Annotated in this window: 16 protein-coding genes, 4 tRNA genes and 2 rRNA genes; 17 read left to right on the plus strand and 5 right to left on the minus strand. The window is 53.3% G+C overall.

Annotation, left to right across the window (positions count from 1 at the left end; all coding sequences use genetic code 11):
- The first annotated feature begins 135 nt into the window (after positions 1–135).
- The 4 genes from ACU4F7_RS01370 (at position 136) to birA (ending at position 5,430) form a co-directional block, all read left to right on the plus strand.
- Positions 136–3,040, plus strand: a 23S ribosomal RNA gene (locus ACU4F7_RS01370).
- Between the two features lie 91 nt (positions 3,041–3,131).
- Positions 3,132–3,247: ribosomal RNA gene (rrf, locus tag ACU4F7_RS01375) — 5S ribosomal RNA — on the plus strand.
- A 195-nt stretch (positions 3,248–3,442) separates the two neighbouring features.
- Complete coding sequence (murB, locus tag ACU4F7_RS01380) at positions 3,443–4,471, plus strand: UDP-N-acetylmuramate dehydrogenase (protein WP_481637884.1); 1,029 nt, start codon at positions 3,443–3,445, stop codon at positions 4,469–4,471.
- Positions 4,468–5,430, plus strand: coding sequence for a bifunctional biotin--[acetyl-CoA-carboxylase] ligase/biotin operon repressor BirA (birA, locus tag ACU4F7_RS01385; protein WP_029591131.1), 963 nt, complete (start codon positions 4,468–4,470; stop codon positions 5,428–5,430). The genes murB and birA overlap by 4 nt, the downstream gene beginning before the upstream one ends.
- 26 nt (positions 5,431–5,456) lie before the next feature.
- Here the strand turns inward: birA and coaA are convergent, their stop codons facing one another.
- A complete protein-coding gene (coaA, locus tag ACU4F7_RS01390; protein WP_481637885.1) occupies positions 5,457–6,407 on the minus strand; it encodes a type I pantothenate kinase in 951 nt (316 codons plus the stop codon).
- A gap of 504 nt (positions 6,408–6,911) precedes the next feature.
- Here coaA and ACU4F7_RS01395 point away from each other — a divergent pair.
- The 13 genes from ACU4F7_RS01395 (at position 6,912) to rpoC (ending at position 20,959) form a co-directional block, all read left to right on the plus strand.
- Positions 6,912–6,987 (plus strand) — tRNA-Thr (locus tag ACU4F7_RS01395).
- 9 nt (positions 6,988–6,996) lie between these two features.
- Positions 6,997–7,081, plus strand: a tRNA-Tyr gene (locus tag ACU4F7_RS01400).
- Between the two features lie 117 nt (positions 7,082–7,198).
- Positions 7,199–7,273, plus strand: a tRNA-Gly gene (locus ACU4F7_RS01405).
- A 6-nt stretch (positions 7,274–7,279) separates the two neighbouring features.
- Positions 7,280–7,355: transfer RNA gene (locus ACU4F7_RS01410), tRNA-Thr, on the plus strand.
- A gap of 110 nt (positions 7,356–7,465) precedes the next feature.
- A complete protein-coding gene (gene tuf / locus ACU4F7_RS01415; RefSeq protein WP_048888810.1) occupies positions 7,466–8,650 on the plus strand; it encodes an elongation factor Tu in 1,185 nt (394 codons plus the stop codon).
- A 233-nt stretch (positions 8,651–8,883) separates the two neighbouring features.
- A complete protein-coding gene (gene secE / locus ACU4F7_RS01420) occupies positions 8,884–9,267 on the plus strand; it encodes a preprotein translocase subunit SecE (RefSeq protein ID WP_024554735.1) in 384 nt (127 codons plus the stop codon).
- 1 nt (position 9,268) lies between these two features.
- The gene (gene nusG, locus ACU4F7_RS01425; RefSeq protein WP_001287521.1) at positions 9,269–9,814 is read left to right on the plus strand and encodes a transcription termination/antitermination protein NusG; all 546 of its coding nucleotides are present in this window, start codon (positions 9,269–9,271) and stop codon (positions 9,812–9,814) included.
- 150 nt (positions 9,815–9,964) lie between these two features.
- A complete protein-coding gene (rplK, locus tag ACU4F7_RS01430; RefSeq protein ID WP_002438627.1) occupies positions 9,965–10,393 on the plus strand; it encodes a 50S ribosomal protein L11 in 429 nt (142 codons plus the stop codon).
- A gap of 3 nt (positions 10,394–10,396) precedes the next feature.
- Complete coding sequence (gene rplA / locus ACU4F7_RS01435; RefSeq protein WP_024558467.1) at positions 10,397–11,101, plus strand: 50S ribosomal protein L1; 705 nt, start codon at positions 10,397–10,399, stop codon at positions 11,099–11,101.
- A gap of 295 nt (positions 11,102–11,396) precedes the next feature.
- Positions 11,397–11,894, plus strand: a complete 498-nt coding sequence (gene rplJ / locus ACU4F7_RS01440) for a 50S ribosomal protein L10 (protein WP_024558466.1) — start codon at positions 11,397–11,399, stop codon at positions 11,892–11,894.
- Positions 11,895–11,945: 51 nt separating this feature from the next.
- Entirely contained in the window at positions 11,946–12,314 is a 369-nt protein-coding gene (gene rplL, locus ACU4F7_RS01445) for a 50S ribosomal protein L7/L12 (protein ID WP_004387079.1), read from the plus strand.
- 319 nt (positions 12,315–12,633) lie between these two features.
- Positions 12,634–16,662 carry a DNA-directed RNA polymerase subunit beta gene (rpoB, locus tag ACU4F7_RS01450; protein ID WP_029590718.1) on the plus strand — a complete coding sequence of 1,343 codons (4,029 nt, stop codon included), beginning with the start codon at positions 12,634–12,636 and terminating at the stop codon, positions 16,660–16,662.
- 76 nt (positions 16,663–16,738) lie between these two features.
- Positions 16,739–20,959, plus strand: coding sequence for a DNA-directed RNA polymerase subunit beta' (rpoC, locus tag ACU4F7_RS01455; RefSeq protein WP_029590717.1), 4,221 nt, complete (start codon positions 16,739–16,741; stop codon positions 20,957–20,959).
- A gap of 175 nt (positions 20,960–21,134) precedes the next feature.
- On the opposite strand, the gene ACU4F7_RS01460 is transcribed toward rpoC, so the two are convergent.
- The 4 genes from ACU4F7_RS01460 to thiG all read right to left on the minus strand — a co-directional run bounded on the left by ACU4F7_RS01460 (position 21,135) and on the right by thiG (position 23,976).
- Positions 21,135–21,452, minus strand: a complete 318-nt coding sequence (locus ACU4F7_RS01460) for a PTS lactose/cellobiose transporter subunit IIA (RefSeq protein WP_024553534.1) — start codon at positions 21,450–21,452, stop codon at positions 21,135–21,137.
- A 4-nt stretch (positions 21,453–21,456) separates the two neighbouring features.
- Positions 21,457–21,762 carry a PTS sugar transporter subunit IIB gene (locus ACU4F7_RS01465; RefSeq protein ID WP_024558462.1) on the minus strand — a complete coding sequence of 102 codons (306 nt, stop codon included), beginning with the start codon at positions 21,760–21,762 and terminating at the stop codon, positions 21,457–21,459.
- 298 nt (positions 21,763–22,060) lie between these two features.
- Positions 22,061–23,200: a 2-iminoacetate synthase ThiH gene (thiH, locus tag ACU4F7_RS01470; protein WP_481637886.1), complete on the minus strand. Its 1,140-nt coding sequence runs from the start codon at positions 23,198–23,200 to the stop codon at positions 22,061–22,063.
- Positions 23,197–23,976: a thiazole synthase gene (gene thiG, locus ACU4F7_RS01475; protein ID WP_029590715.1), complete on the minus strand. Its 780-nt coding sequence runs from the start codon at positions 23,974–23,976 to the stop codon at positions 23,197–23,199. The genes thiH and thiG overlap by 4 nt, the downstream gene beginning before the upstream one ends.

Consider the following 23,976-nt stretch of genomic DNA (forward strand, 5'->3'; position numbering starts at 1 on the left):
AAAGTCACGTTTGAGATATTTGCTCTTTAACAATCCGGAACAAGCTGAAATTGAAACGACACACGAAAGTGTGTTCGAGTCTCTCAAATGCTTGCAGCACGATGATGATTCTCAGGAAACATCTTCGGGTTGTGAGGTTAAGCGACTAAGCGTACACGGTGGATGCCCTGGCAGTCAGAGGCGATGAAGGACGTGCTAATCTGCGAAAAGCGTCGGTAAGCTGATATGAGGCGTTATAACCGACGATGTCCGAATGGGGAAACCCAGTGCAATCCGTTGCACTATCGTTAGCTGAATACATAGGCTAACGAGGCGAACCGGGGGAACTGAAACATCTAAGTACCCCGAGGAAAAGAAATCAACCGAGATTCCCCCAGTAGCGGCGAGCGAACGGGGAACAGCCCAGAGCCTGAATCAGCTTGTGTGTCAGTGGAAGCGTCTGGAAAGTCGCACGATACAGGGTGAAAGTCCCGTACACGAAGGCACACAGGCTGTGAGCTCGATGAGTAGGGCGGGACACGTGATATCCTGTCTGAAGATGGGGGGACCATCCTCCAAGGCTAAATACTCCTGACTGACCGATAGTGAACCAGTACCGTGAGGGAAAGGCGAAAAGAACCCCGGCGAGGGGAGTGAAACAGAACCTGAAACCGTGTACGTACAAGCAGTGGGAGCCTTCGTAAGAGGGTGACTGCGTACCTTTTGTATAATGGGTCAGCGACTTATATTCTGTAGCAAGGTTAACCGTATAGGGGAGCCGAAGGGAAACCGAGTCTTAACCGGGCGTTAAGTTGCAGGGTATAGACCCGAAACCCGGTGATCTAGCCATGGGCAGGTTGAAGGTTGGGTAACACTAACTGGAGGACCGAACCGACTAATGTTGAAAAATTAGCGGATGACCTGTGGCTGGGGGTGAAAGTCCAATCAAACCGGGAGATAGCTGGTTCTCCCCGAAAGCTATTTAGGTAGCGCCTCGTGAACTCATCTCCGGGGGTAGAGCACTGTTTCGGCTAGGGGGCCATCCCGGCTTACCAACCCGATGCAAACTGCGAATACCGGAGAATGTTATCACGGGAGACACACGGCGGGTGCTAACGTCCGTCGTGAAGAGGGAAACAACCCAGACCGCCAGCTAAGGTCCCAAAGTCATGGTTAAGTGGGAAACGATGTGGGAAGGCCCAGACAGCCAGGATGTTGGCTTAGAAGCAGCCATCATTTAAAGAAAGCGTAATAGCTCACTGGTCGAGTCGGCCTGCGCGGAAGATGTAACGGGGCTAAACCATGCACCGAAGCTGCGGCAGCAACACTGTGTGTTGTTGGGTAGGGGAGCGTTCTGTAAGCCGTCGAAGGTGGACTGTGAGGTCTGCTGGAGGTATCAGAAGTGCGAATGCTGACATAAGTAACGATAAAGCGGGTGAAAAGCCCGCTCGCCGGAAGACCAAGGGTTCCTGTCCAACGTTAATCGGGGCAGGGTGAGTCGACCCCTAAGGCGAGGCCGAAAGGCGTAGTCGATGGGAAACAGGTTAATATTCCTGTACTTGGTGTTACTGCGAAGGGGGGACGGAGAAGGCTATGTTGGCCGGGCGACGGTTGTCCCGGTTTAAGCGTGTAGGTGGGTGTTCCAGGTAAATCCGGTTCACTTTAACACTGAGGCGTGATGACGAGGCACCACGGTGCTGAAGCAACAAATGCCCTGCTTCCAGGAAAAGCCTCTAAGCATCAGGTAACACGAAATCGTACCCCAAACCGACACAGGTGGTCAGGTAGAGAATACCAAGGCGCTTGAGAGAACTCGGGTGAAGGAACTAGGCAAAATGGTGCCGTAACTTCGGGAGAAGGCACGCTGGTGCGTAGGTGAAGCGACTTGCTCGCGGAGCTGAAACCAGTCGAAGATACCAGCTGGCTGCAACTGTTTATTAAAAACACAGCACTGTGCAAACACGAAAGTGGACGTATACGGTGTGACGCCTGCCCGGTGCCGGAAGGTTAATTGATGGGGTTATCGCAAGAGAAGCTCCTGATCGAAGCCCCGGTAAACGGCGGCCGTAACTATAACGGTCCTAAGGTAGCGAAATTCCTTGTCGGGTAAGTTCCGACCTGCACGAATGGCGTAATGATGGCCAGGCTGTCTCCACCCGAGACTCAGTGAAATTGAACTCGCTGTGAAGATGCAGTGTACCCGCGGCAAGACGGAAAGACCCCGTGAACCTTTACTACAGCTTGACACTGAACATTGAGCCTTGATGTGTAGGATAGGTGGGAGGCTTTGAAGCGTGGACGCCAGTCTGCGTGGAGCCAACCTTGAAATACCACCCTTTAATGTTTGATGTTCTAACCTGGCGCCATAATCTGGCGTGGGGACAGTGTCTGGTGGGTAGTTTGACTGGGGCGGTCTCCTCCCAAAGTGTAACGGAGGAGCACGAAGGTCAGCTAATCCTGGTCGGACATCAGGAGGTTAGTGCAATGGCATAAGCTGGCTTGACTGCGAGAGTGACGGCTCGAGCAGGTGCGAAAGCAGGTCATAGTGATCCGGTGGTTCTGTATGGAAGGGCCATCGCTCAACGGATAAAAGGTACTCCGGGGATAACAGGCTGATACCGCCCAAGAGTTCATATCGACGGCGGTGTTTGGCACCTCGATGTCGGCTCATCACATCCTGGGGCTGAAGTAGGTCCCAAGGGTATGGCTGTTCGCCATTTAAAGTGGTACGCGAGCTGGGTTTAGAACGTCGTGAGACAGTTCGGTCCCTATCTGCCGTGGGCGCTGGAGAATTGAGGGGGGTTGCTCCTAGTACGAGAGGACCGGAGTGAACGCATCACTGGTGTTCGGGTTGTCATGCCAATGGCACTGCCCGGTAGCTAAATGCGGAAGAGATAAGTGCTGAAAGCATCTAAGCACGAAACTTGCCCCGAGATGAGTTCTCCCTGAGACTTTGAGTCTCCTGAAGGAACGTTGAAGACGACGACGTTGATAGGCCGGGTGTGTAAGCGCAGCGATGCGTTGAGCTAACCGGTACTAATGAACCGTGAGGCTTAACCTTACAACGCCGAAGATGTTTTGGCGTGCATTTGAGAAATTCAGCTTGTGACGGATAACCACTCATGGCGCAAGCGGTGAGTGAACAGAATCTGCCTGGCGGCCGTAGCGCGGTGGTCCCACCTGACCCCATGCCGAACTCAGAAGTGAAACGCCGTAGCGCCGATGGTAGTGTGGGGTCTCCCCATGCGAGAGTAGGGAACTGCCAGGCATCAAACAAAGCAAAAACCCGGTCATCAGACCGGGTTTTTTGCTATCTGGCGTTAACTCTTTTTCGAAATTATCTTGAGTTCCGCTCTCTTTTTACTCTTTCCAACCTGTTTCTCCTTTTCATTCATCTGTGCGCTACAAGCCATCTGTTGCAGGATCGGGTAAACTAGCCGCAAGAATGATTCAGGAAACTACCATGAGTATTTCTCTTAAGCCCTTCAATACTTTTGGCATTGAAAGCCAGGCGTTCAAGCTCGTTGAAGTACAAACCGCAGAAGCTCTGATCCAGGCGTGGCGGGAAGCGCAGACTGACCATTTACCTGTTTTGATTCTGGGTGAGGGCAGTAATGTTTTATTCACTGAAAACTTTGACGGCATGGTAATCGTTAACCGTATCCGAGGAGTAACGGTGCGGGAAGAAAACGATAAATGGTTACTGCATGTAGGTGCAGGAGAAAACTGGCATCAGCTGGTCGAGTATACGCTTGAACGAAATATGCCGGGCTTAGAGAATTTGGCGTTGATCCCCGGATGTGCTGGCTCTTCACCCATTCAGAATATCGGCGCTTATGGTGTGGAATTAAAGCAAGTTTGCGATTACGTAGAATGCGTTGAGCTCTTAACGGGCACGCTTCACCGTTTGCCAGCTGAAGCATGCCGCTTTGGTTATCGTGATAGCATCTTCAAGCATGAATACCAGGATCGGTTTGCCATTACTGCCGTTGGTTTCCGCCTGGCTAAAATCTGGCAACCCGTTCTCACCTATGGCGACTTAACCCGGTTTGATCCTACCACTGTGACACCGCGTCAGATTTTTGATGCAGTATGCCATATGCGCCGTACAAAGCTTCCTGATCCTCGGGTAAACGGTAATGCCGGCAGCTTCTTTAAAAACCCGGTGGTCTCGGAAGCTCAAGCCGCAGCGCTCTTACAAGCCTATCCTGATGCTCCTCATTACCCACAAAAAAATGGCAGCGTGAAGCTTGCTGCTGGCTGGCTTATCGACAAATGCCAGCTCAAGGGGCAGCGGATTGGCGGTGCGGCCGTACATCGCCAGCAAGCGCTGGTATTAGTTAATGAAGAAAACGCTACGGCAGAAGATATAGTGCGACTGGCCAGATGTGTTCGCCAGACCGTCGGCAGCAAATTTGATATCTGGCTCGAACCAGAGGTGCGGTTTATCGGCCGTATGGGGGAGGTGAGCGCCGTGGAGACAATAGCATGAAAGACAATACGATTCCCCTGACGCTTATGTCTACTCTTGCGGATGGCCAGTTCCACTCAGGTGAACAGCTTGGCGATACGCTGGGCATGAGCCGCGCAGCCATTAATAAGCATATACAAACCTTACGTGATTGGGGGGTAGACGTTTTTACTGTGCCTGGTAAAGGTTACAGCTTGCCGGAACCCATTCAGCTCCTTAATGAAGAAGTCATTCGCTCTCAAATCGAGACAGGTTCGGTTGCTGTATTGCCAGTTATTGATTCTACTAATCAGTACTTACTGGATCGCCTTTCCTCCTTACACTCTGGGGACGCCTGCATCGCAGAATACCAACAGGCGGGGAGAGGGCGGCGCGGGCGCAAATGGTTCTCCCCTTTCGGCGCTAATCTTTATCTATCCATGTACTGGCGCCTTGAGCAGGGGCCAGCCGCTGCTATCGGTCTGAGTCTTGTTATCGGGATCGTTATGGCTGAAGTGCTGCATGACCTTGGCGCCGATCAAGTACGGGTTAAATGGCCTAACGACCTTTATCTTCAGGATCGTAAACTGGCAGGAATCCTGGTTGAGCTAACCGGTAAAACTGGCGATGCAGCACAGATTGTTATTGGTGCGGGGATAAACCTTGCAATGCGTCGTGTTGAAAACGAAGTCGTCAATCAGGGATGGATTAACCTCCAGGAGGCGGGCGTTAAAATAGATCGCAATCAGCTAGCTGCTCGTCTTATTAATGAACTGCGAGTTGCCCTGGAACAATTTGAAAAAGAAGGGTTGTCGCCTTTCCTGGGACGTTGGGAGAAGTTAGATAATTTCATTCATCGCCCGGTTAAGCTGATTATCGGCGACCGAGAAATTTACGGTATCTCGCGAGGAATTGACGAGCAAGGTGCCCTGCTGTTGGAGCAGAACGGCGCAATCAAAGCCTGGGTAGGCGGTGAGATCTCTTTACGAAGCGCAGAATAAAACAGGGGGAGCATAGCTCCCCTTTTTTATTTCCTGAGCCGGACGGATTCCACGGCATGATTCGCGCTTTTGGTCATTATCAGGCTAGCTCTTTCCCTGGTGGGCAGAATGTTTTCCTTCAAATTCAGCCAGTTAATTTCCTCCCAGAGTTGAGTGGCGACATTCACCGCTTCATCTTCAGAAAGTTTAGCGTAATTATGGAAATAAGAGTCAGGATCGGTGAAAGCCCCTTCCCGGAATTTCAGGAAGCGATTGATATACCACGTTTGCAATAAGTCTTCTGGCGCATCGACATAAATTGAGAAATCAACGAAGTCAGAGACAAATACATGATGCGGGTCGTGGGGATAATCCATACCGCTTTGTAAAACGTTTAAGCCTTCAAGGATCAATATATCTGGCTGTGTAACCACTTTATCGCCGTCAGGAATAACGTCGTAAATTAAATGCGAATAAACAGGTGCTGTCACATCAGGCACACCTGATTTTATATCCGCCACAAATTTCACCAGCCTGTGCATGTCGTAAGACTGAGGAAACCCTTTCTTCTTCATCAAATTGCGCTCTTTGAGCACTTTATTAGGATGCAGAAAACCATCAGTGGTAATAAGTTCAACGCGGCGATGTTCAGGCCAGCGGCTCAGCAACGCCTGTAATACACGCGCTGTCGTGCTTTTACCTACAGCGACGCTGCCTGCAATACTGATGATATAGGGGATGCGTTGACCGTTTGTGCCGAGAAACTGCTCCAGCACGGCCTGCCGACGGAGGTTAGAGCTGATATAGAAGTTCAGCAGACGGGATAACGGCAGATAAATTTCAGCCACTTCCTCAAGAGAAAGATCTTCGTTAATCCCTTTTAGCCGGGCGATTTCACCTTCGGTTAGCGTCATCGGCACCGAGTCGCGAAGTGCAGCCCACTGGCTCCGGTTAAACTGGAGATAAGGAGTCGTTAACATTTGCTCTTTATTACTCATAAGCATGCTTCTGCCTGTCATTCAGGACAAAATGAGAGCCTTTCGCTTAACGAAAAGAACCTCTCATCTTCGAGCGCTCAATGGCACGCTACGTGTATCATTTTTGACAATGGGCAGGAGGTTAACACCAGATGACGGCGAATAATAAGAAAAAATCATAATCATGATGCTTTCCAGGGGAAGCGTCACGGTTAGCGTACTTTACAAGCGCTTAAGCCCTGAGAACTTGTAAAGGAATAAGGTGTTTTGATAAAGAACGCCCGGTCAAACATTCGATGTTATGACATGTCATTTACATAAAATCGCAGGCCGTAGCGGAAGCACAAGTTCTGGAATAACCTCTGAGAAGATTATGCGGCTGCGTTTGACGCTTAATGAAGCCCGGAACGGTTGAAATAGCGTCAGATTTGCGCGCTGATGCGCAAAATGTGAGCGATAGAGCAGTTTATGCAATTTTTTTGTTGCATAGGCGAGCCGCTATTCCTAGAATGCGCGCTACTTGATGCCGGCTTAGCTCAGTAGGTAGAGCAACTGACTTGTAATCAGTAGGTCACCAGTTCGATTCCGGTAGCCGGCACCATCAAGTTCGGGTGGGGTTCCCGAGCGGCCAAAGGGAGCAGACTGTAAATCTGCCGTCACAGACTTCGAAGGTTCGAATCCTTCCCCCACCACCATTTTCGGCCACGCATTGGCGTAGCCCGAGACGATAAGCTCCAGCTAATCGGCTCGAATATTGAGAGGTTTTCTCTCATATTCACTACAGAAAGAATCAGGTAGCCGAGTTCCAGGATGCGGGCATCGTATAATGGCTATTACCTCAGCCTTCCAAGCTGATGATGCGGGTTCGATTCCCGCTGCCCGCTCCAAGATGTGCTGATATAGCTCAGTTGGTAGAGCGCACCCTTGGTAAGGGTGAGGTCGGCAGTTCGAATCTGCCTATCAGCACCACTTCTCTTTTCTTCCCTGCTTCTCTTCTGTTATGAATTCAACAAATTCAGGCGATAGCCTGGTTGATGTGGTGATATCACCGATTTATCCGTGTCTTAGAGGGACAATCGATGTCTAAAGAAAAGTTTGAACGTACAAAACCGCACGTTAACGTCGGTACTATCGGCCACGTTGACCATGGTAAAACAACGCTGACCGCTGCCATCACTACCGTTCTGGCTAAAACCTACGGTGGTTCTGCTCGTGCATTCGATCAGATCGATAACGCGCCGGAAGAGAAAGCTCGTGGTATCACCATCAACACCTCTCACGTTGAATACGACACCCCGACCCGTCACTACGCGCACGTTGACTGCCCGGGCCACGCCGACTACGTGAAAAACATGATCACCGGTGCTGCTCAGATGGACGGCGCTATCCTGGTTGTTGCTGCGACTGACGGCCCGATGCCGCAGACCCGTGAGCACATCCTGCTGGGTCGTCAGGTAGGCGTTCCGTACATCATCGTGTTCCTGAACAAGTGCGACATGGTTGATGACGAAGAGCTGCTGGAACTGGTAGAGATGGAAGTTCGCGAACTGCTGTCTCAGTACGACTTCCCGGGCGACGACACCCCGATCGTACGTGGTTCCGCTCTGAAAGCGCTGGAAGGCGACGCTGAGTGGGAAGCGAAAATCATCGAACTGGCTGGCTTCCTGGATTCCTACATCCCGGAACCGGAGCGCGCAATTGACAAGCCGTTCCTGCTGCCGATCGAAGACGTATTCTCCATCTCCGGTCGTGGTACCGTTGTTACCGGTCGTGTAGAGCGCGGTATCATCAAAGTGGGTGAAGAAGTTGAAATCGTTGGTATCAAGGATACCGCGAAATCCACCTGTACCGGCGTTGAAATGTTCCGCAAACTGCTGGACGAAGGCCGTGCGGGCGAGAACGTTGGCGTTCTGCTGCGTGGTATCAAGCGTGAAGAAATCGAACGTGGCCAGGTACTGGCGAAGCCGGGCACCATCAAGCCGCACACCAAGTTCGAATCTGAAGTGTACATTCTGTCCAAAGATGAAGGCGGCCGTCACACTCCGTTCTTCAAAGGCTACCGTCCGCAGTTCTACTTCCGTACCACTGACGTGACTGGCACCATCGAACTGCCGGAAGGCGTGGAGATGGTAATGCCGGGCGACAACATCAAAATGGTTGTTACCCTGATCCACCCGATCGCGATGGACGACGGTCTGCGTTTCGCAATCCGCGAAGGCGGCCGTACCGTTGGCGCGGGCGTGGTTGCTAAAGTTCTCGGCTAATCGCTGATAACAATTGACGCAATGCGCAAGAAAAGGGCATCATTTGATGCCCTTTTTGCACGCTCTCACACCAGAACCTGGCTCATCAGTGATTTATTTCTCATAATCATTGCTGAGACAGGCTCTGTCGATGGCGTAAATTCCGAAGCGCAGAGTTAACAGCAATTCGGTCTGGTTTGCCTCGCCTTCGCGGGGCAAAAATGTTTGTCTGGTTTATTGTGACAGGTTGGTTTATGAGTGCGAATACCGAAGCTCAAGGAAGCGGGCGCGGCCTGGAAGCGATGAAATGGCTCGCCGTCGCAGCTCTGCTGATTGTAGCGATCGTGGGCAACTATATTTATCGTGATATTACTCTGCCGCTGCGTGCCCTTGCGGTAGTGATTCTTATTGCTGCAGCGGGTGGTGTCGCGCTGTTAACGACCAAAGGTAAAGCTACCGTTGCTTTTGCCCGTGAAGCGAGAACCGAAGTTCGTAAAGTGGTTTGGCCGACTCGCCAGGAAACGTTGCACACCACATTAATTGTGGCAGCGGTAACTGCTGTAATGTCCCTGATCCTGTGGGGGCTGGATGGTATTCTGGTCCGCCTGGTATCCTTTATCACTGGCCTGAGGTTCTGAGATGTCTGAAGCTCCTAAAAAGCGCTGGTACGTCGTTCAGGCGTTTTCCGGTTTTGAAGGTCGTGTAGCGACCTCCCTGCGCGAGCATATCAAATTACACAACATGGAAGAGTTGTTTGGCGAAGTCATGGTTCCGACTGAAGAAGTCGTCGAAATCCGTGGCGGACAGCGTCGCAAAAGCGAACGTAAATTCTTCCCGGGCTATGTGCTGGTGCAGATGGTAATGAACGATGCGAGCTGGCACCTTGTCCGCAGCGTACCGCGTGTGATGGGCTTCATTGGCGGCACCTCCGATCGTCCGGCGCCTATCAGCGACAAAGAAGTCGATGCGATCATGAATCGCCTGCAGCAGGTTGGCGATAAGCCGCGTCCGAAAACGCTGTTTGAGCCGGGTGAAATGGTTCGCGTTAACGACGGTCCGTTTGCTGACTTTAACGGCGTGGTTGAAGAAGTTGACTATGAAAAGAGCCGCCTGAAGGTATCTGTTTCTATCTTCGGTCGTGCGACTCCGGTCGAGCTCGATTTTAGCCAGGTTGAAAAAGCCTAAGGCTCGTTCGAAAAAACAGCAATTACAGATTGCACAAGGCGTGAGATTGGAATACAATTTCGCGCCTTTTGTTTTTACGGGCTTCGGCGCGTAGAACTTATTATCACGGGAAGCCTCCTTGAGGCGCTATACCCATTAGAGGAAATTTAAATGGCTAAGAAAGTACAAGCCTACGTTAAGCTGCAGGTTGCAGCTGGCATGGCTAACCCGAGCCCGCCGGTCGGCCCGGCACTGGGTCAGCAGGGCGTTAACATCATGGAATTCTGTAAAGCGTTCAACGCCAAAACGGATTCCATCGAGAAAGGCCTGCCGATTCCGGTTGTTATTACCGTTTATGCTGACCGTTCTTTCACCTTCGTTACCAAAACTCCGCCGGCAGCAGTACTGCTGAAAAAAGCGGCTGGTATCAAGTCTGGTTCCGGTAAGCCGAACAAAGACAAAGTAGGTAAAGTGACTCGCGCTCAGGTTCAGGAAATTGCTCAGACCAAAGCTGCGGACATGACTGGTGCCGACATTGAAGCGATGACTCGCTCTATCGAAGGTACTGCACGTTCCATGGGCCTGGTAGTGGAGGACTAAGAAATGGCTAAACTGACCAAGCGTATGCGCGTGATCCGTGAAAAAGTTGATGCGACTAAACAGTACGAAATCAACGAAGCTATCTCTCTGCTGAAAGAGCTGGCCACTGCGAAATTCACTGAAAGCGTTGACGTAGCCGTTAACCTCGGCATCGACGCTCGTAAATCTGACCAGAACGTACGTGGTGCAACTGTACTGCCGCACGGTACTGGCCGTTCCGTTCGCGTAGCCGTATTTACCCAGGGCCCGAACGCTGAAGCTGCTAAAGCAGCTGGCGCTGAGCTGGTAGGTATGGAAGATCTGGCTGATCAGATCAAAAAAGGCGAAATGAACTTTGACGTTGTTATTGCTTCTCCGGATGCAATGCGCGTTGTTGGCCAGCTGGGCCAGGTACTGGGTCCGCGCGGCCTGATGCCGAACCCGAAAGTGGGCACCGTAACCCCGAACGTTGCTGAAGCGGTTAAAAACGCTAAAGCCGGTCAGGTTCGTTACCGCAACGACAAAAACGGCATCATTCACACCACCATTGGTAAAGTTGACTTTGACGCTGACAAACTGAAAGAAAACCTGGAAGCGCTGCTGGTTGCTCTGAAAAAAGCAAAACCGGCTTCTGCGAAAGGCGTGTACATCAAGAAAGTTAGCCTGTCCACCACCATGGGTGCAGGTGTTGCTGTAGACCAGGCTGGTCTGAGCGCTGCGGCGAACTAATAATCGCCCTTTACGTGGGCGGCGGATTTGTCTACAATCTTACGCCCACTGTCCTGGCTAACAGGACAAACAGAATTTTCGGTTGGAGCCTGGCCTTATCCAGGCCTCCGTCCAAGACCGCAGGTGTTTCGCAAGAGACTTAATTCCCTGCGTAGACGGTGACAGAACCTGAAGAATATTTTTTAAGTAGTCTTTGGCTTGTTTCTGCTCACCGTATTTCGACGCTCTTTCGTAAGGAAGAGTGAAGTGAGTTCCGGGGCATTTTGTCCCGGCTAAAACCCAGGAGCAAAAGCTAATGGCTTTAAATCTTCAAGACAAACAAGCGATTGTTGCTGAAGTCAGCGAAGTAGCCAAAGGCGCGCTGTCTGCGGTTGTCGCGGATTCCCGTGGCGTTACCGTAGATAAAATGACTGAACTGCGTAAAGCAGGTCGCGAAGCTGGCGTATACATGCGTGTTGTTCGTAACACCCTGCTGCGCCGTGTTGTTGAAGGTACTCAGTTTGAGTGCCTGAAAGACGCGTTTGTTGGTCCGACCCTGATTGCATACTCTATGGAACACCCGGGCGCTGCTGCTCGTCTGTTCAAAGATTTCGCGAAAGCGAATGCAAAATTTGAGGTCAAAGCCGCTGCCTTTGAAGGTGAGCTGATCCCGGCGTCTCAGATCGACCGCCTGGCAACTCTGCCGACTTACGAAGAAGCAATTGCACGCCTGATGGCAACCATGAAAGAAGCCGCTGCTGGCAAACTGGTTCGCACTCTGGCTGCCGTTCGCGATGCGAAAGAAGCTGCGTAATCGCGCATTTGCTTACGTATAAAACTTATTCTGATATTCAGGAACAATTAAATGTCTATCACTAAAGATCAAATCATTGAAGCAGTATCCGCTATGTCCGTAATGGACGTTGTAGAACTGATTTCTGCAATGGAAGAAAAATTCGGTGTTTCCGCTGCTGCTGCTGTAGCTGTTGCTGCTGCTGGCCCGGCTGAAGCTGCTGAAGAGAAAACTGAATTCGACGTTATTCTGAAAGCCGCTGGCGCTAACAAAGTTGCTGTTATCAAAGCAGTACGTGGCGCGACTGGCCTGGGTCTGAAAGAAGCTAAAGACCTGGTAGAATCTGCTCCGGCCGCTCTGAAAGAAGGCGTGAGCAAAGATGACGCTGAAGCTCTGAAAAAATCCCTGGAAGAAGCTGGCGCTGAAGTTGAAGTTAAATAAGCCAACCCTTCTGGTTGCAGCCTGAGAAATCAGGCTGATGGCTGGTGACTTTTTGGTCACCAGCCTTTTTGCGCTCCAGGGGACCAGTAGCGTTTCACACTGTTTTACTACTGGTTACCCGTCAATGCTTGTTTCTATCGACGACTTAATATACTGCGACAGGGCTTCCGCGCTGTGTAAATCGCAATGAAATGGTTTAAGAGTGATAGAAACAGGCATTGCGGAAAGTGTTCCATTTTCCGGTCAACAAAATGGTGTTGCATAAACTGTCCCCCCGACGGACAGAGTGGGTCGACTTGTCAGCGAGCTGAGGAACCCTATGGTTTACTCCTATACCGAGAAAAAACGTATTCGTAAGGATTTTGGTAAACGTCCACAAGTTTTGGATGTTCCCTATCTCCTTTCTATCCAGCTTGACTCGTTCCAGAAATTTATCGAGCAAGATCCTGAAGGGCAGTACGGTCTGGAAGCTGCTTTCCGCTCCGTATTCCCGATTCAAAGCTATAGCGGCAATTCGGAACTGCAATATGTCAGCTACCGTCTTGGCGAACCGGTATTTGATGTTAAAGAATGTCAGATCCGTGGCGTAACCTACTCGGCTCCGCTGCGCGTGAAGCTGCGTCTGGTGATCTACGAGCGCGAAGCGCCGGAAGGCACTGTTAAGGACATCAAAGAGCAAGAAGTTTACATGGGCGAAATCCCGCTCATGACCGATAACGGTACCTTTGTTATTAACGGTACTGAACGCGTTATCGTTTCTCAGCTCCATCGTAGCCCTGGCGTTTTCTTTGATAGCGATAAAGGCAAAACCCACTCTTCGGGTAAAGTGCTGTATAACGCGCGCATCATCCCTTACCGTGGCTCCTGGCTGGACTTCGAATTCGATCCGAAAGACAACCTGTTCGTTCGTATCGACCGTCGTCGTAAACTGCCGGCCACCATTATTCTGCGTGCGCTGAACTACACCACCGAGCAGATCCTTGACCTGTTCTTTGAAAAAGTGGTGTTTGAAATTCGCGACAACAAGCTGCAGATGGAGCTGGTGCCGGAACGCCTGCGTGGCGAGACCGCATCCTTCGACATCGAAGCTAACGGCAAAGTGTATGTAGAAAAAGGCCGCCGTATTACTGCGCGCCACATCCGCCAGCTTGAAAAAGACGAAATCAAGCATATCGAAGTGCCGGTGGAATACATCGCAGGCAAAGTTGCCGCTAAAGATTATGTAGACGCTTCTACTGGCGAGTTGATTTGCCCGGCCAACATGGAACTCTCTCTGGATCTGCTGGCTAAGCTGAGCCAGGCAGGCCACAAACGCATTGAAACGCTGTTTACTAACGATCTGGACCACGGTCCGTACATGTCTGAGACTGTACGCATCGACCCAACCAACGATCGTCTGAGCGCGCTGGTAGAAATCTACCGCATGATGCGCCCGGGTGAGCCGCCGACTCGCGAAGCGGCTGAAAGCCTGTTTGAGAACCTGTTCTTCTCTGAAGACCGTTATGACCTTTCTGCGGTAGGCCGCATGAAGTTCAACCGTTCTCTGCTGCGCGAAGAGATTGAAGGTTCCGGTATCCTGAGCAAAGACGACATCATCGACGTGATGAAGAAGCTCATCGATATCCGTAACGGCAAAGGCGAAGTGGATGATATCGACCACCTCGGTAACCGTCGTATCCGTTCTGTAGGCGAAATGGCGGAAAACCAGTTCCGCGTTGGCCTGGTGCGTGTAGAGCGTGCGGTGAAAGAGCGTCTGTCCCTGGGCGATCTCGATACACTGATGCCGCAGGATATGATTAACGCCAAGCCTATCTCCGCAGCAGTGAAAGAGTTCTTCGGCTCCAGCCAGCTGTCGCAGTTTATGGACCAGAACAACCCGCTGTCTGAGATTACGCACAAGCGTCGTATCTCCGCGCTCGGCCCAGGCGGTCTGACTCGTGAGCGTGCGGGCTTTGAAGTTCGAGACGTTCACCCGACGCACTACGGTCGCGTATGTCCGATCGAAACGCCGGAAGGTCCGAACATCGGTCTGATTAACTCCTTGTCTGTTTACGCGCAGACCAACGAATATGGCTTCCTCGAAACGCCGTATCGTTTAGTGCGTGACGGCGTGGTGACTGACGAAATTCATTACCTCTCCGCTATCGAAGAAGGTAACTACGTTATCGCTCAGGCGAACACCAACCTGACGGAAGAAGGTCGCTTTGCAGACGATCTGGTCACCTGCCGCAGCAAAGGCGAATCGAGCCTGTTCAGCGCAGACCAGGTTGACTATATGGACGTTTCCACCCAGCAGGTGGTTTCCGTCGGTGCGTCCCTGATCCCGTTCCTGGAACACGATGACGCCAACCGTGCATTGATGGGTGCGAACATGCAACGTCAGGCAGTTCCGACTCTGCGCGCTGATAAGCCGCTGGTTGGTACTGGTATGGAGCGCGCTGTCGCCGTTGACTCCGGTGTAACGGCAGTTGCGAAGCGTGGCGGTACCGTACAGTACGTCGATGCGTCTCGTATCGTTATCAAAGTTAACGAAGACGAGATGTATCCGGGCGAAGCGGGCATCGATATTTACAACCTGACTAAGTACACCCGTTCTAACCAGAACACCTGCATCAACCAGATGCCGTGTGTTTCTCTGAATGAACCGGTTGAGCGCGGCGACGTGCTGGCGGACGGCCCGTCCACCGACCTCGGTGAACTGGCGCTCGGTCAGAACATGCGCGTAGCGTTCATGCCGTGGAACGGTTACAACTTCGAAGACTCCATTCTCGTTTCCGAGCGTGTGGTTCAGGAAGATCGCTTCACCACCATCCATATCCAGGAACTGGCGTGCGTGTCTCGCGACACCAAGCTGGGGCCGGAAGAGATCACCGCTGACATCCCGAACGTGGGTGAGGCTGCGCTCTCTAAACTGGATGAATCCGGCATCGTTTATATCGGTGCGGAAGTTACTGGCGGCGACATCCTGGTTGGTAAAGTAACGCCGAAAGGTGAAACCCAACTGACTCCGGAAGAGAAGCTGCTGCGTGCGATCTTCGGTGAAAAAGCGTCTGACGTTAAAGACTCTTCCCTGCGCGTGCCGAACGGCGTGTCAGGTACCGTAATCGACGTTCAGGTCTTCACCCGTGATGGCGTAGAGAAAGACAAACGCGCTCTTGAAATCGAAGAGATGCAGCTGAAGCAGGCGAAGAAAGACCTGACTGAAGAACTGCAGATCCTCGAAGCCGGCCTGTTTGCTCGTATCCGCGCCGTGCTGATTGCCGGTGGCGTTGAAGCTGAGAAGCTTGACAAACTGCCGCGCGATCGCTGGCTGGAACTGGGCCTGACCGACGAAGAGAAGCAGAACCAGCTGGAGCAGCTGGCTGAGCAGTACGATGAGCTTAAGCACGAGTTCGAGAAGAAACTCGAAGCGAAGCGCCGCAAAATCACCCAAGGCGACGATCTGGCGCCGGGCGTGCTGAAGATCGTTAAGGTCTATCTGGCCGTTAAACGTCAGATTCAGCCGGGTGACAAGATGGCAGGCCGCCACGGTAACAAGGGTGTTATCTCCAAGATCAACCCGATCGAGGATATGCCTTACGATGAAAACGGCACGCCGGTAGATATCGTACTGAACCCGCTGGGCGTACCGTCTCGTATGAACATCGGTCAGATTCTGGAAACCCATCTGGGTATGGCCGCGAAAGGCATCGGCGACAAGATTAACGCCATGCTGAAACAGCAGCAGGAAGTGGCGAAGCTGCGTGAGTTTATCCAGCGCGCTTACGATCTGGGCGCTGATATTCGCCAGAAAGTCGACCTGAGCACCTTCAGCGATGAAGAAGTGCTGCGTCTGGCTGAAAACCTGCGTAAAGGTATGCCGATCGCAACGCCGGTATTCGACGGTGCGAAAGAAGCGGAAATTAAAGAGCTGCTGCAACTGGGCGACCTGCCGACTTCCGGCCAGATCACTCTGTTTGACGGCCGCACCGGTGAGCAGTTCGAGCGTCCGGTAACCGTAGGTTACATGTATATGCTGAAACTGAACCACCTGGTCGACGACAAGATGCATGCTCGTTCTACCGGTTCTTACAGCCTGGTTACTCAGCAGCCGCTGGGTGGTAAGGCTCAGTTCGGTGGCCAGCGCTTCGGTGAGATGGAAGTGTGGGCGCTTGAAGCATACGGCGCAGCCTATACCCTGCAGGAAATGCTGACCGTTAAGTCTGATGACGTGAACGGCCGTACCAAGATGTATAAGAACATCGTGGATGGCAACCATCAGATGGAACCGGGCATGCCAGAATCTTTCAACGTACTGTTGAAAGAGATCCGCTCGCTGGGCATCAACATCGAACTGGAAGACGAGTAATTCTCGCTCAAACAGGTCACTGCTGCGGAGTTAACGCTCCGCAGCAGAATGTGCTAACTCCGACGGGAGCCAATCCGTGAAAGACTTATTAAAGTTTCTGAAAGCGCAAACTAAAACCGAAGAGTTTGATGCGATCAAAATTGCTCTGGCGTCGCCAGACATGATCCGTTCATGGTCGTTCGGTGAAGTTAAAAAGCCGGAAACCATTAACTACCGTACGTTCAAACCTGAGCGTGACGGTCTGTTCTGCGCCCGTATTTTCGGGCCGGTAAAAGACTATGAGTGCCTGTGCGGTAAGTACAAGCGCCTGAAACACCGCGGTGTGATTTGTGAGAAGTGTGGCGTTGAAGTGACCCAGACCAAAGTGCGTCGTGAGCGCATGGGCCACATCGAGCTGGCTTCCCCGACCGCGCACATCTGGTTCCTGAAGTCCCTGCCGTCCCGTATCGGTTTGCTGCTGGATATGCCGCTGCGCGATATCGAACGTGTTCTGTACTTCGAATCTTACGTTGTTATCGAGGGCGGCATGACCAACCTCGAGCGTCGTCAGATCCTGACTGAAGAGCAGTACCTGGACGCGCTGGAAGAGTTCGGCGACGAATTCGACGCTAAAATGGGCGCGGAAGCTATCCAGGCCCTGCTGAAGAGCATGGACCTGGAGCAGGAATGCGAACAGCTGCGTGAAGAGCTGAACGAAACCAACTCCGAAACCAAGCGTAAGAAGCTGACCAAGCGTATCAAACTGCTGGAAGCATTCGTACAGTCTGGCAACAAGCCGGAGTGGATGATTCTGACCGTGCTGCCGGTACTGCCGCCGGATCTGCGTCCGCTGGTTCCGCTGGATGGCGGTCGTTTCGCAACGTCGGATCTGAACGATCTGTATCGTCGCGTGATCAACCGTAACAACCGTCTGAAGCGTCTGCTGGATCTGGCTGCGCCGGACATCATCGTGCGCAACGAAAAACGTATGCTGCAGGAAGCGGTAGACGCCCTGCTGGATAACGGTCGTCGCGGTCGTGCGATCACCGGCTCCAACAAGCGTCCGCTGAAGTCTCTGGCTGACATGATCAAAGGTAAGCAGGGTCGTTTCCGTCAGAACCTGCTCGGTAAGCGTGTGGACTACTCCGGTCGTTCCGTAATTACCGTTGGTCCGTACCTGCGTCTGCACCAGTGCGGTCTGCCGAAGAAAATGGCGCTGGAGCTGTTCAAACCGTTCATCTACGGCAAGCTGGAACTGCGTGGCCTTGCGACCACCATCAAAGCCGCCAAGAAAATGGTTGAGCGCGAAGAAGCGGTCGTTTGGGACATCCTGGACGAAGTCATCCGTGAGCACCCGGTACTGCTGAACCGTGCACCGACCCTGCACCGTCTGGGTATTCAGGCGTTCGAACCGGTACTGATCGAAGGTAAAGCTATTCAGCTGCACCCGCTGGTGTGTGCGGCGTACAACGCCGACTTCGATGGTGACCAGATGGCTGTTCACGTACCGCTGACGCTGGAAGCCCAGCTGGAAGCGCGTGCGCTGATGATGTCTACCAACAACATCCTGTCCCCGGCGAACGGCGAACCTATCATCGTTCCGTCTCAGGACGTTGTACTGGGTCTGTACTACATGACCCGCGACAAGATTAACGCCAAAGGCGAAGGCATGGTGCTGACTGGCCCGAAAGAAGCGGAACGTCTGTACCGCTCTGGCCAGGCTGAACTGCACGCTCGCGTAAAAGTTCGTATCACTGAATACGAAAAAGACGCGAACGACGAGTTCGTGGCGAAAACCAGCCTGATCGACACTACCGTAGGTCGTGCGATCCTGTGGATGATCGTACCGAAAGGTCTGCCGTTCTCTATCGTGAACCAGCCGCTCGGTAAGAAAGCGATCTCCAAAATGCTGAACACCTGTTACCGCATTCTGGGCCTGAAGCCGACCGTTATTTTTGCAGACCAGACCATGTATACCGGTTTTGCGTATGCAGCGCGTTCTGGTGCTTCTGTTGGTATCGACGATATGGTTATCCCGGCGAAAAAAGCTGAGATCATCGCCGAAGCCGAAGCAGAAGTGGCTGAAATCCAGGAACAGTTCCAGTCTGGTCTGGTAACTGCTGGCGAACGTTATAACAAAGTTATCGATATCTGGGCCGCGGCGAACGATCGTGTATCCAAGGCGATGATGGATAACCTGCAGACCGAAACCGTTATCAACCGTAACGGCGAAGAAGAGCAGCAGGTTTCCTTTAACAGCATCTACATGATGGCCGACTCCGGTGCGCGTGGTTCTGCTGCGCAGATTCGTCAGCTGGCAGGTATGCGTGGTCTGATGGCGAAGCCGGATGGCTCCATCATCGAAACGCCGATCACCGCGAACTTCCGTGAAGGTCTGAACGTACTCCAGTACTTCATCTCGACCCACGGTGCTCGTAAAGGTCTGGCGGATACCGCACTGAAAACCGCGAACTCCGGTTACCTGACTCGTCGTCTGGTTGACGTCGCGCAGGACCTGGTTGTGACCGAAGACGATTGCGGCACGCTGGAAGGCATCACCATGACCCCGGTTATCGAGGGTGGCGATGTTAAAGAGCCGCTGCGCGATCGTGTACTGGGTCGTGTGACTGCTGAAGACGTTCTGAAGCCGGGTACCGCAGATATTCTGGTTCCGCGTAACACACTGCTGCATGAGCACTGGTGTGATCTGCTGGAAGCGAACTCTGTTGACTCTGTGAAAGTTCGTTCCGTTGTAAGCTGTGACACCGACTTTGGTGTATGTGCACACTGCTACGGTCGAGACCTCGCGCGTGGCCACATCATCAACAAAGGTGAGGCTATCGGCGTTATCGCAGCACAGTCCATCGGTGAGCCGGGTACACAGCTGACCATGCGTACGTTCCACATCGGTGGTGCGGCGTCTCGTGCGGCTGCTGAATCCAGCATCCAGGTGAAAAACAAAGGTAGCATCCGCCTCAGCAACGCGAAGACGGTTGTGAACTCCAGCGGTAAACTGGTTATCACTTCCCGTAACACCGAGCTGAAGCTTATCGACGAATTCGGTCGTACTAAAGAAAGCTATAAAGTGCCTTACGGTGCGGTTATGGCGAAAGGCGATGGCGAGCAGGTTGCTGGCGGCGAAACCGTAGCAAACTGGGACCCGCACACCATGCCGGTTATCACCGAGGTGAGCGGTTACATTCGCTTCACGGACATGATCGACGGCCAGACCATTACGCGTCAGACCGACGAACTGACCGGCCTTTCTTCGCTGGTGGTTCTGGACTCCGCAGAGCGTACCGCTGGCGGTAAAGACCTGCGTCCGGCGCTGAAAATCGTTGACGCTAACGGCGATGACGTTCTGATTCCGGGCACCGACATGCCGGCTCAGTACTTCCTGCCGGGTAAAGCGATTGTTCAGCTGGAAGATGGCGTGCAGATCAGCTCCGGTGACACCCTGGCGCGTATTCCGCAGGAATCCGGCGGTACCAAGGACATTACCGGTGGTCTGCCGCGCGTTGCGGATCTGTTCGAAGCGCGTCGTCCGAAAGAGCCGGCTATCCTTGCTGAAGTGGCGGGTATCGTCTCCTTCGGTAAAGAGACCAAAGGCAAGCGTCGTCTGGTGATCACGCCGGTTGACGGTAGCGATCCGTACGAAGAGATGATTCCGAAATGGCGTCAGCTCAACGTGTTCGAAGGCGAACGTGTGGAACGTGGTGACGTCATCTCCGACGGTCCGGAAGCGCCGCACGACATTCTGCGTCTGCGTGGCGTTCAGGCTGTGACTCGTTACATCGTTAACGAAGTACAGGACGTTTACCGTCTGCAGGGCGTTAAGATCAACGATAAGCACATCGAAGTTATCGTTCGTCAGATGCTGCGTAAAGCCACCATCATGAACGCGGGCAGCTCCGAGTTCCTGGAAGGTGAGCAGGTGGAATACTCTCGCGTCAAGATCGCTAACCGTGACCTGGAAGCGAACGGCAAAATTGGCGCAACCTTTATGCGCGACTTGCTGGGTATCACCAAAGCGTCTCTGGCAACCGAGTCCTTCATCTCCGCGGCATCGTTCCAGGAGACGACTCGCGTGCTTACCGAAGCAGCCGTTGCGGGCAAACGCGACGAACTGCGCGGTCTGAAAGAGAACGTCATCGTGGGCCGTCTGATCCCGGCTGGTACAGGTTATGCGTACCACCAGGACCGCATGCGTCGCCGTGCGGCGGGCGAAACCCCGGCTGCACCGCAGGTGAGTGCGGAAGAAGCGACTGCGAGCCTCGCAGAGCTGCTGAACGCAGGCCTCGGCGGCGACAACGAGTAATCGTTTCTCGCCACACTAAAAAACCGCTCTTCGGAGCGGTTTTTTTATGCCTGTAATCTGGACGGGAAGCGCGTTAAGCGAGGAACAGCGACGTGGCGCCCACAATGTAATGTTTAACCCTCTGGTTCGGGCGAATATAAGAGAGAAAAACGCCGTCTGACGACGGCGTTGAAATCTAGTTTACCAGCGGCAATCTTCGATAAAGCTCAATCATATCCTCGGCCAAATCCTGAATGACCATCGCATTCATCAGGTGGTCCTGAGAGTGAACGGTAATAAGATTAACCGGCAGCTTGCCGCTCCCTTCATCCAGCCCGATAAGCTGGGTCTGAATTTTGTGGGCGTGCTTAACAAATTCTCGTGACTCTTCCATCGCCTGCTCGGCGCCGGCGAAATCGCCTTTGCGCGCCAGTTGAAGCGCGCTCAGCGCCTGGCTGCGCGCAGCGCCCGCATTAACCAGTAACTCCATGATGATGTTTTCTAAGTCTTCCATGGCTTCACTCCAGCATCTTAAGCGCTTTATCCAGTACGGCATCGCCTTTCATCATGCCGTAATCCATCATGTCGATAACCGCGACCTTTTTGCCCAGCGGCTCGGCAATAGCCTGCAGCTTAGCCTGCTCATACTTCACCTGCGGTCCCAGCAAAATAATATCCGCGCCTTCAAGGTTCTCTTTAAATTCTGCAACGGGCACTGCTTTGACAGAAACTTCCACCCCTTTCTTTTGCGCCGCGTCTTTCATGCGTTGAACCAGCATGCTGGTGGACATGCCCGCAGCACAGCATAAAACGATGTTCTTCATAGTCCGCTCTCTGTGTCAGGTTGATAATTGATAATTATCCATCGTTTGAAAGAGCAACAACCGCTTTGGTGCGATTGTGCGTAAGGCATCACAAAAGAAAGCTCAAAAAACTGAAACCGGTTACAGTTTTGCAATTTGGTCTCTGGTCCCTCCTGAGAGGCGGGGCGGAAGAGAGAGTAAAAAGACCGCCCCGGCTGGTCTTCACCAGCAGAGCCAGCCTACCGGCGACGTAAAAACGGCTCAATGGCCGCGCTTTCGTCTTACGAGGTAACGCGGCGCTTTTATCGCGCTGGCGACATCAGTTACAACTGTTTTGCGAAGCTCTTCCCAAGTAGCTGTCCCAGTCTTTCCAGACCGGCTGTAACCCGGCCTTAGCCAGCGCCTGGGCGACTTCGTCAGGGCGGCGGCCATCATGAGGCGCGAACTGCTCCAGCTCCGGATGGTCGTCCGCATACCCGCCAGGCTGCGTTTTCGAAAAGGCGCTAACGTTGTTGATGGCGAGCGGAATCACGCGATCGCGAAACCAGGGCGATTCCCGCGTAGAGAGCGAAAGCTCCACCTCCGGCGCGAACAGGCGAAAGGCGCAGATAACCTGTACCAGCTGCCGTTCATCCATTAACGACGCGGGTTCAATACCGCCAGCGCAGGGGCGAAGGCGAGGGAAGGCAACAGAATAGCGGCTCTGCCAGTAATGCTGTTGCAGCCAGAGCAGATGCTCCGCCACCATAAAGCAATCGGCGCGCCAGCTATCGGAGAGCCCAATCAACGCGCCGAGGCCGATTTTATCAATACCCGCGCGGCCCAGCCGATCCGGCGTTTCCAGCCGCCAGAAAAAATCCTGCTTGTTGCCGCGCAGGTGATGGCGGGCGTAAACCGTCTCATTATAGGTTTCCTGATAAACCAGCACGCCATCCAGCCCCAGCGTTTTCAGCTCGGCATACTCCTCCTGCGAGAGCGGTTGCACTTCCATCTGTAATGAGGCGAAGCGGCGGCGGATGTCAGGCAGATGGCGACGAAAATAATCCATGCCGACTTTCGTCTGATGTTCGCCGGTCACCAGCAACAGATTATCGAATCCCATCGACCGGATAGCCTCGCATTCGCGCGCAATCTCCTCCGCATCCAGCGTCTTACGCTTAATGCGATTACTCATTGAAAAACCACAATAGGTGCAGTCGTTGGCGCACAGATTAGAGAGATAAAGCGGAACGTAAAAGCTGACCGTATTGCCGAAGCGCTGACGGGTGAGGCGCTGCGCCCGCTGCGCCAGCGGCTCAAGATAAGCGCTGGCGGCGGGGGAGAGCAGGGCCATCATATCTTCGCGGGAGAGGCGCGGAGCGGCCAGCGCCCGTTCGACATCACGGGCGGATTTACTGTTAATGCGCAACTGAATGTCATGCCAGTCCAGTTCGCGCCAGCGTTCTGTGAACCCCTTCATTGCTCCACCTCGCTGTATCGCAAGAAGTCAGTAAGCGGGCTGGAAGGCTGCGCCTGTCGGTAACGCGCCCCGGCTCCAGCCTGGGCGGCAAGCTCGCCAGCCTCTACCGCCAGGCGAAAGGCGCGGGCCATCTGCACCGGATCGTTCGCTACAGCGATAGCGGTATTCACCAGCACCGCAGCGGCCCCCATCTCCAGCGCTTCAGCGGCATGGCTCGGTACGCCGATGCCGGCATCCACAACGACAGGCACCGTAGCCTGTTCAATGATGATTTCCAGCAGCGCGCGGGTTTGCAGCCCCTGGTTTGAGCCGATCGGCGCGCCAAGAGGCATCACCGCCGCGCAGCCCGCTTCTTCAAGCCGTTTACACAGCACCGGGTCGGCGCCGCAGTAGGGCAGGACCACAAAGCCCATCGCCACCAGCTTTTCCGCCGCTTTCAGCGTTTCAATCGGGTCCGGCAGCAGGTAACGGGCATCCGGATGAATCTCCAGTTTTACCCAGTGGGTGCCCAACGCTTCGCGCGCCAGCTGAGCGGCGAAAATCGCCTCTTCGGCGGTTTTTGCGCCCGACGTGTTCGGCAGAAGCGATACGCCTGCCGCCTGCAGCGGCGCCAGGATGCCGTCATTGCGGCTTCGCAAATCCACGCGCTTCATCGCAAGCGTTACAAGCTCGCTGCCGCTTTCGCGAATGGCCGCCGCCATGATGTCAGCCGAGGCGAATTTGCCTGTGCCGGTAAAAAGGCGGGAAGTAAAAGTTTTATCTGCAATACGTAGCAT

This window comes from Franconibacter pulveris (assembly GCF_056780215.1).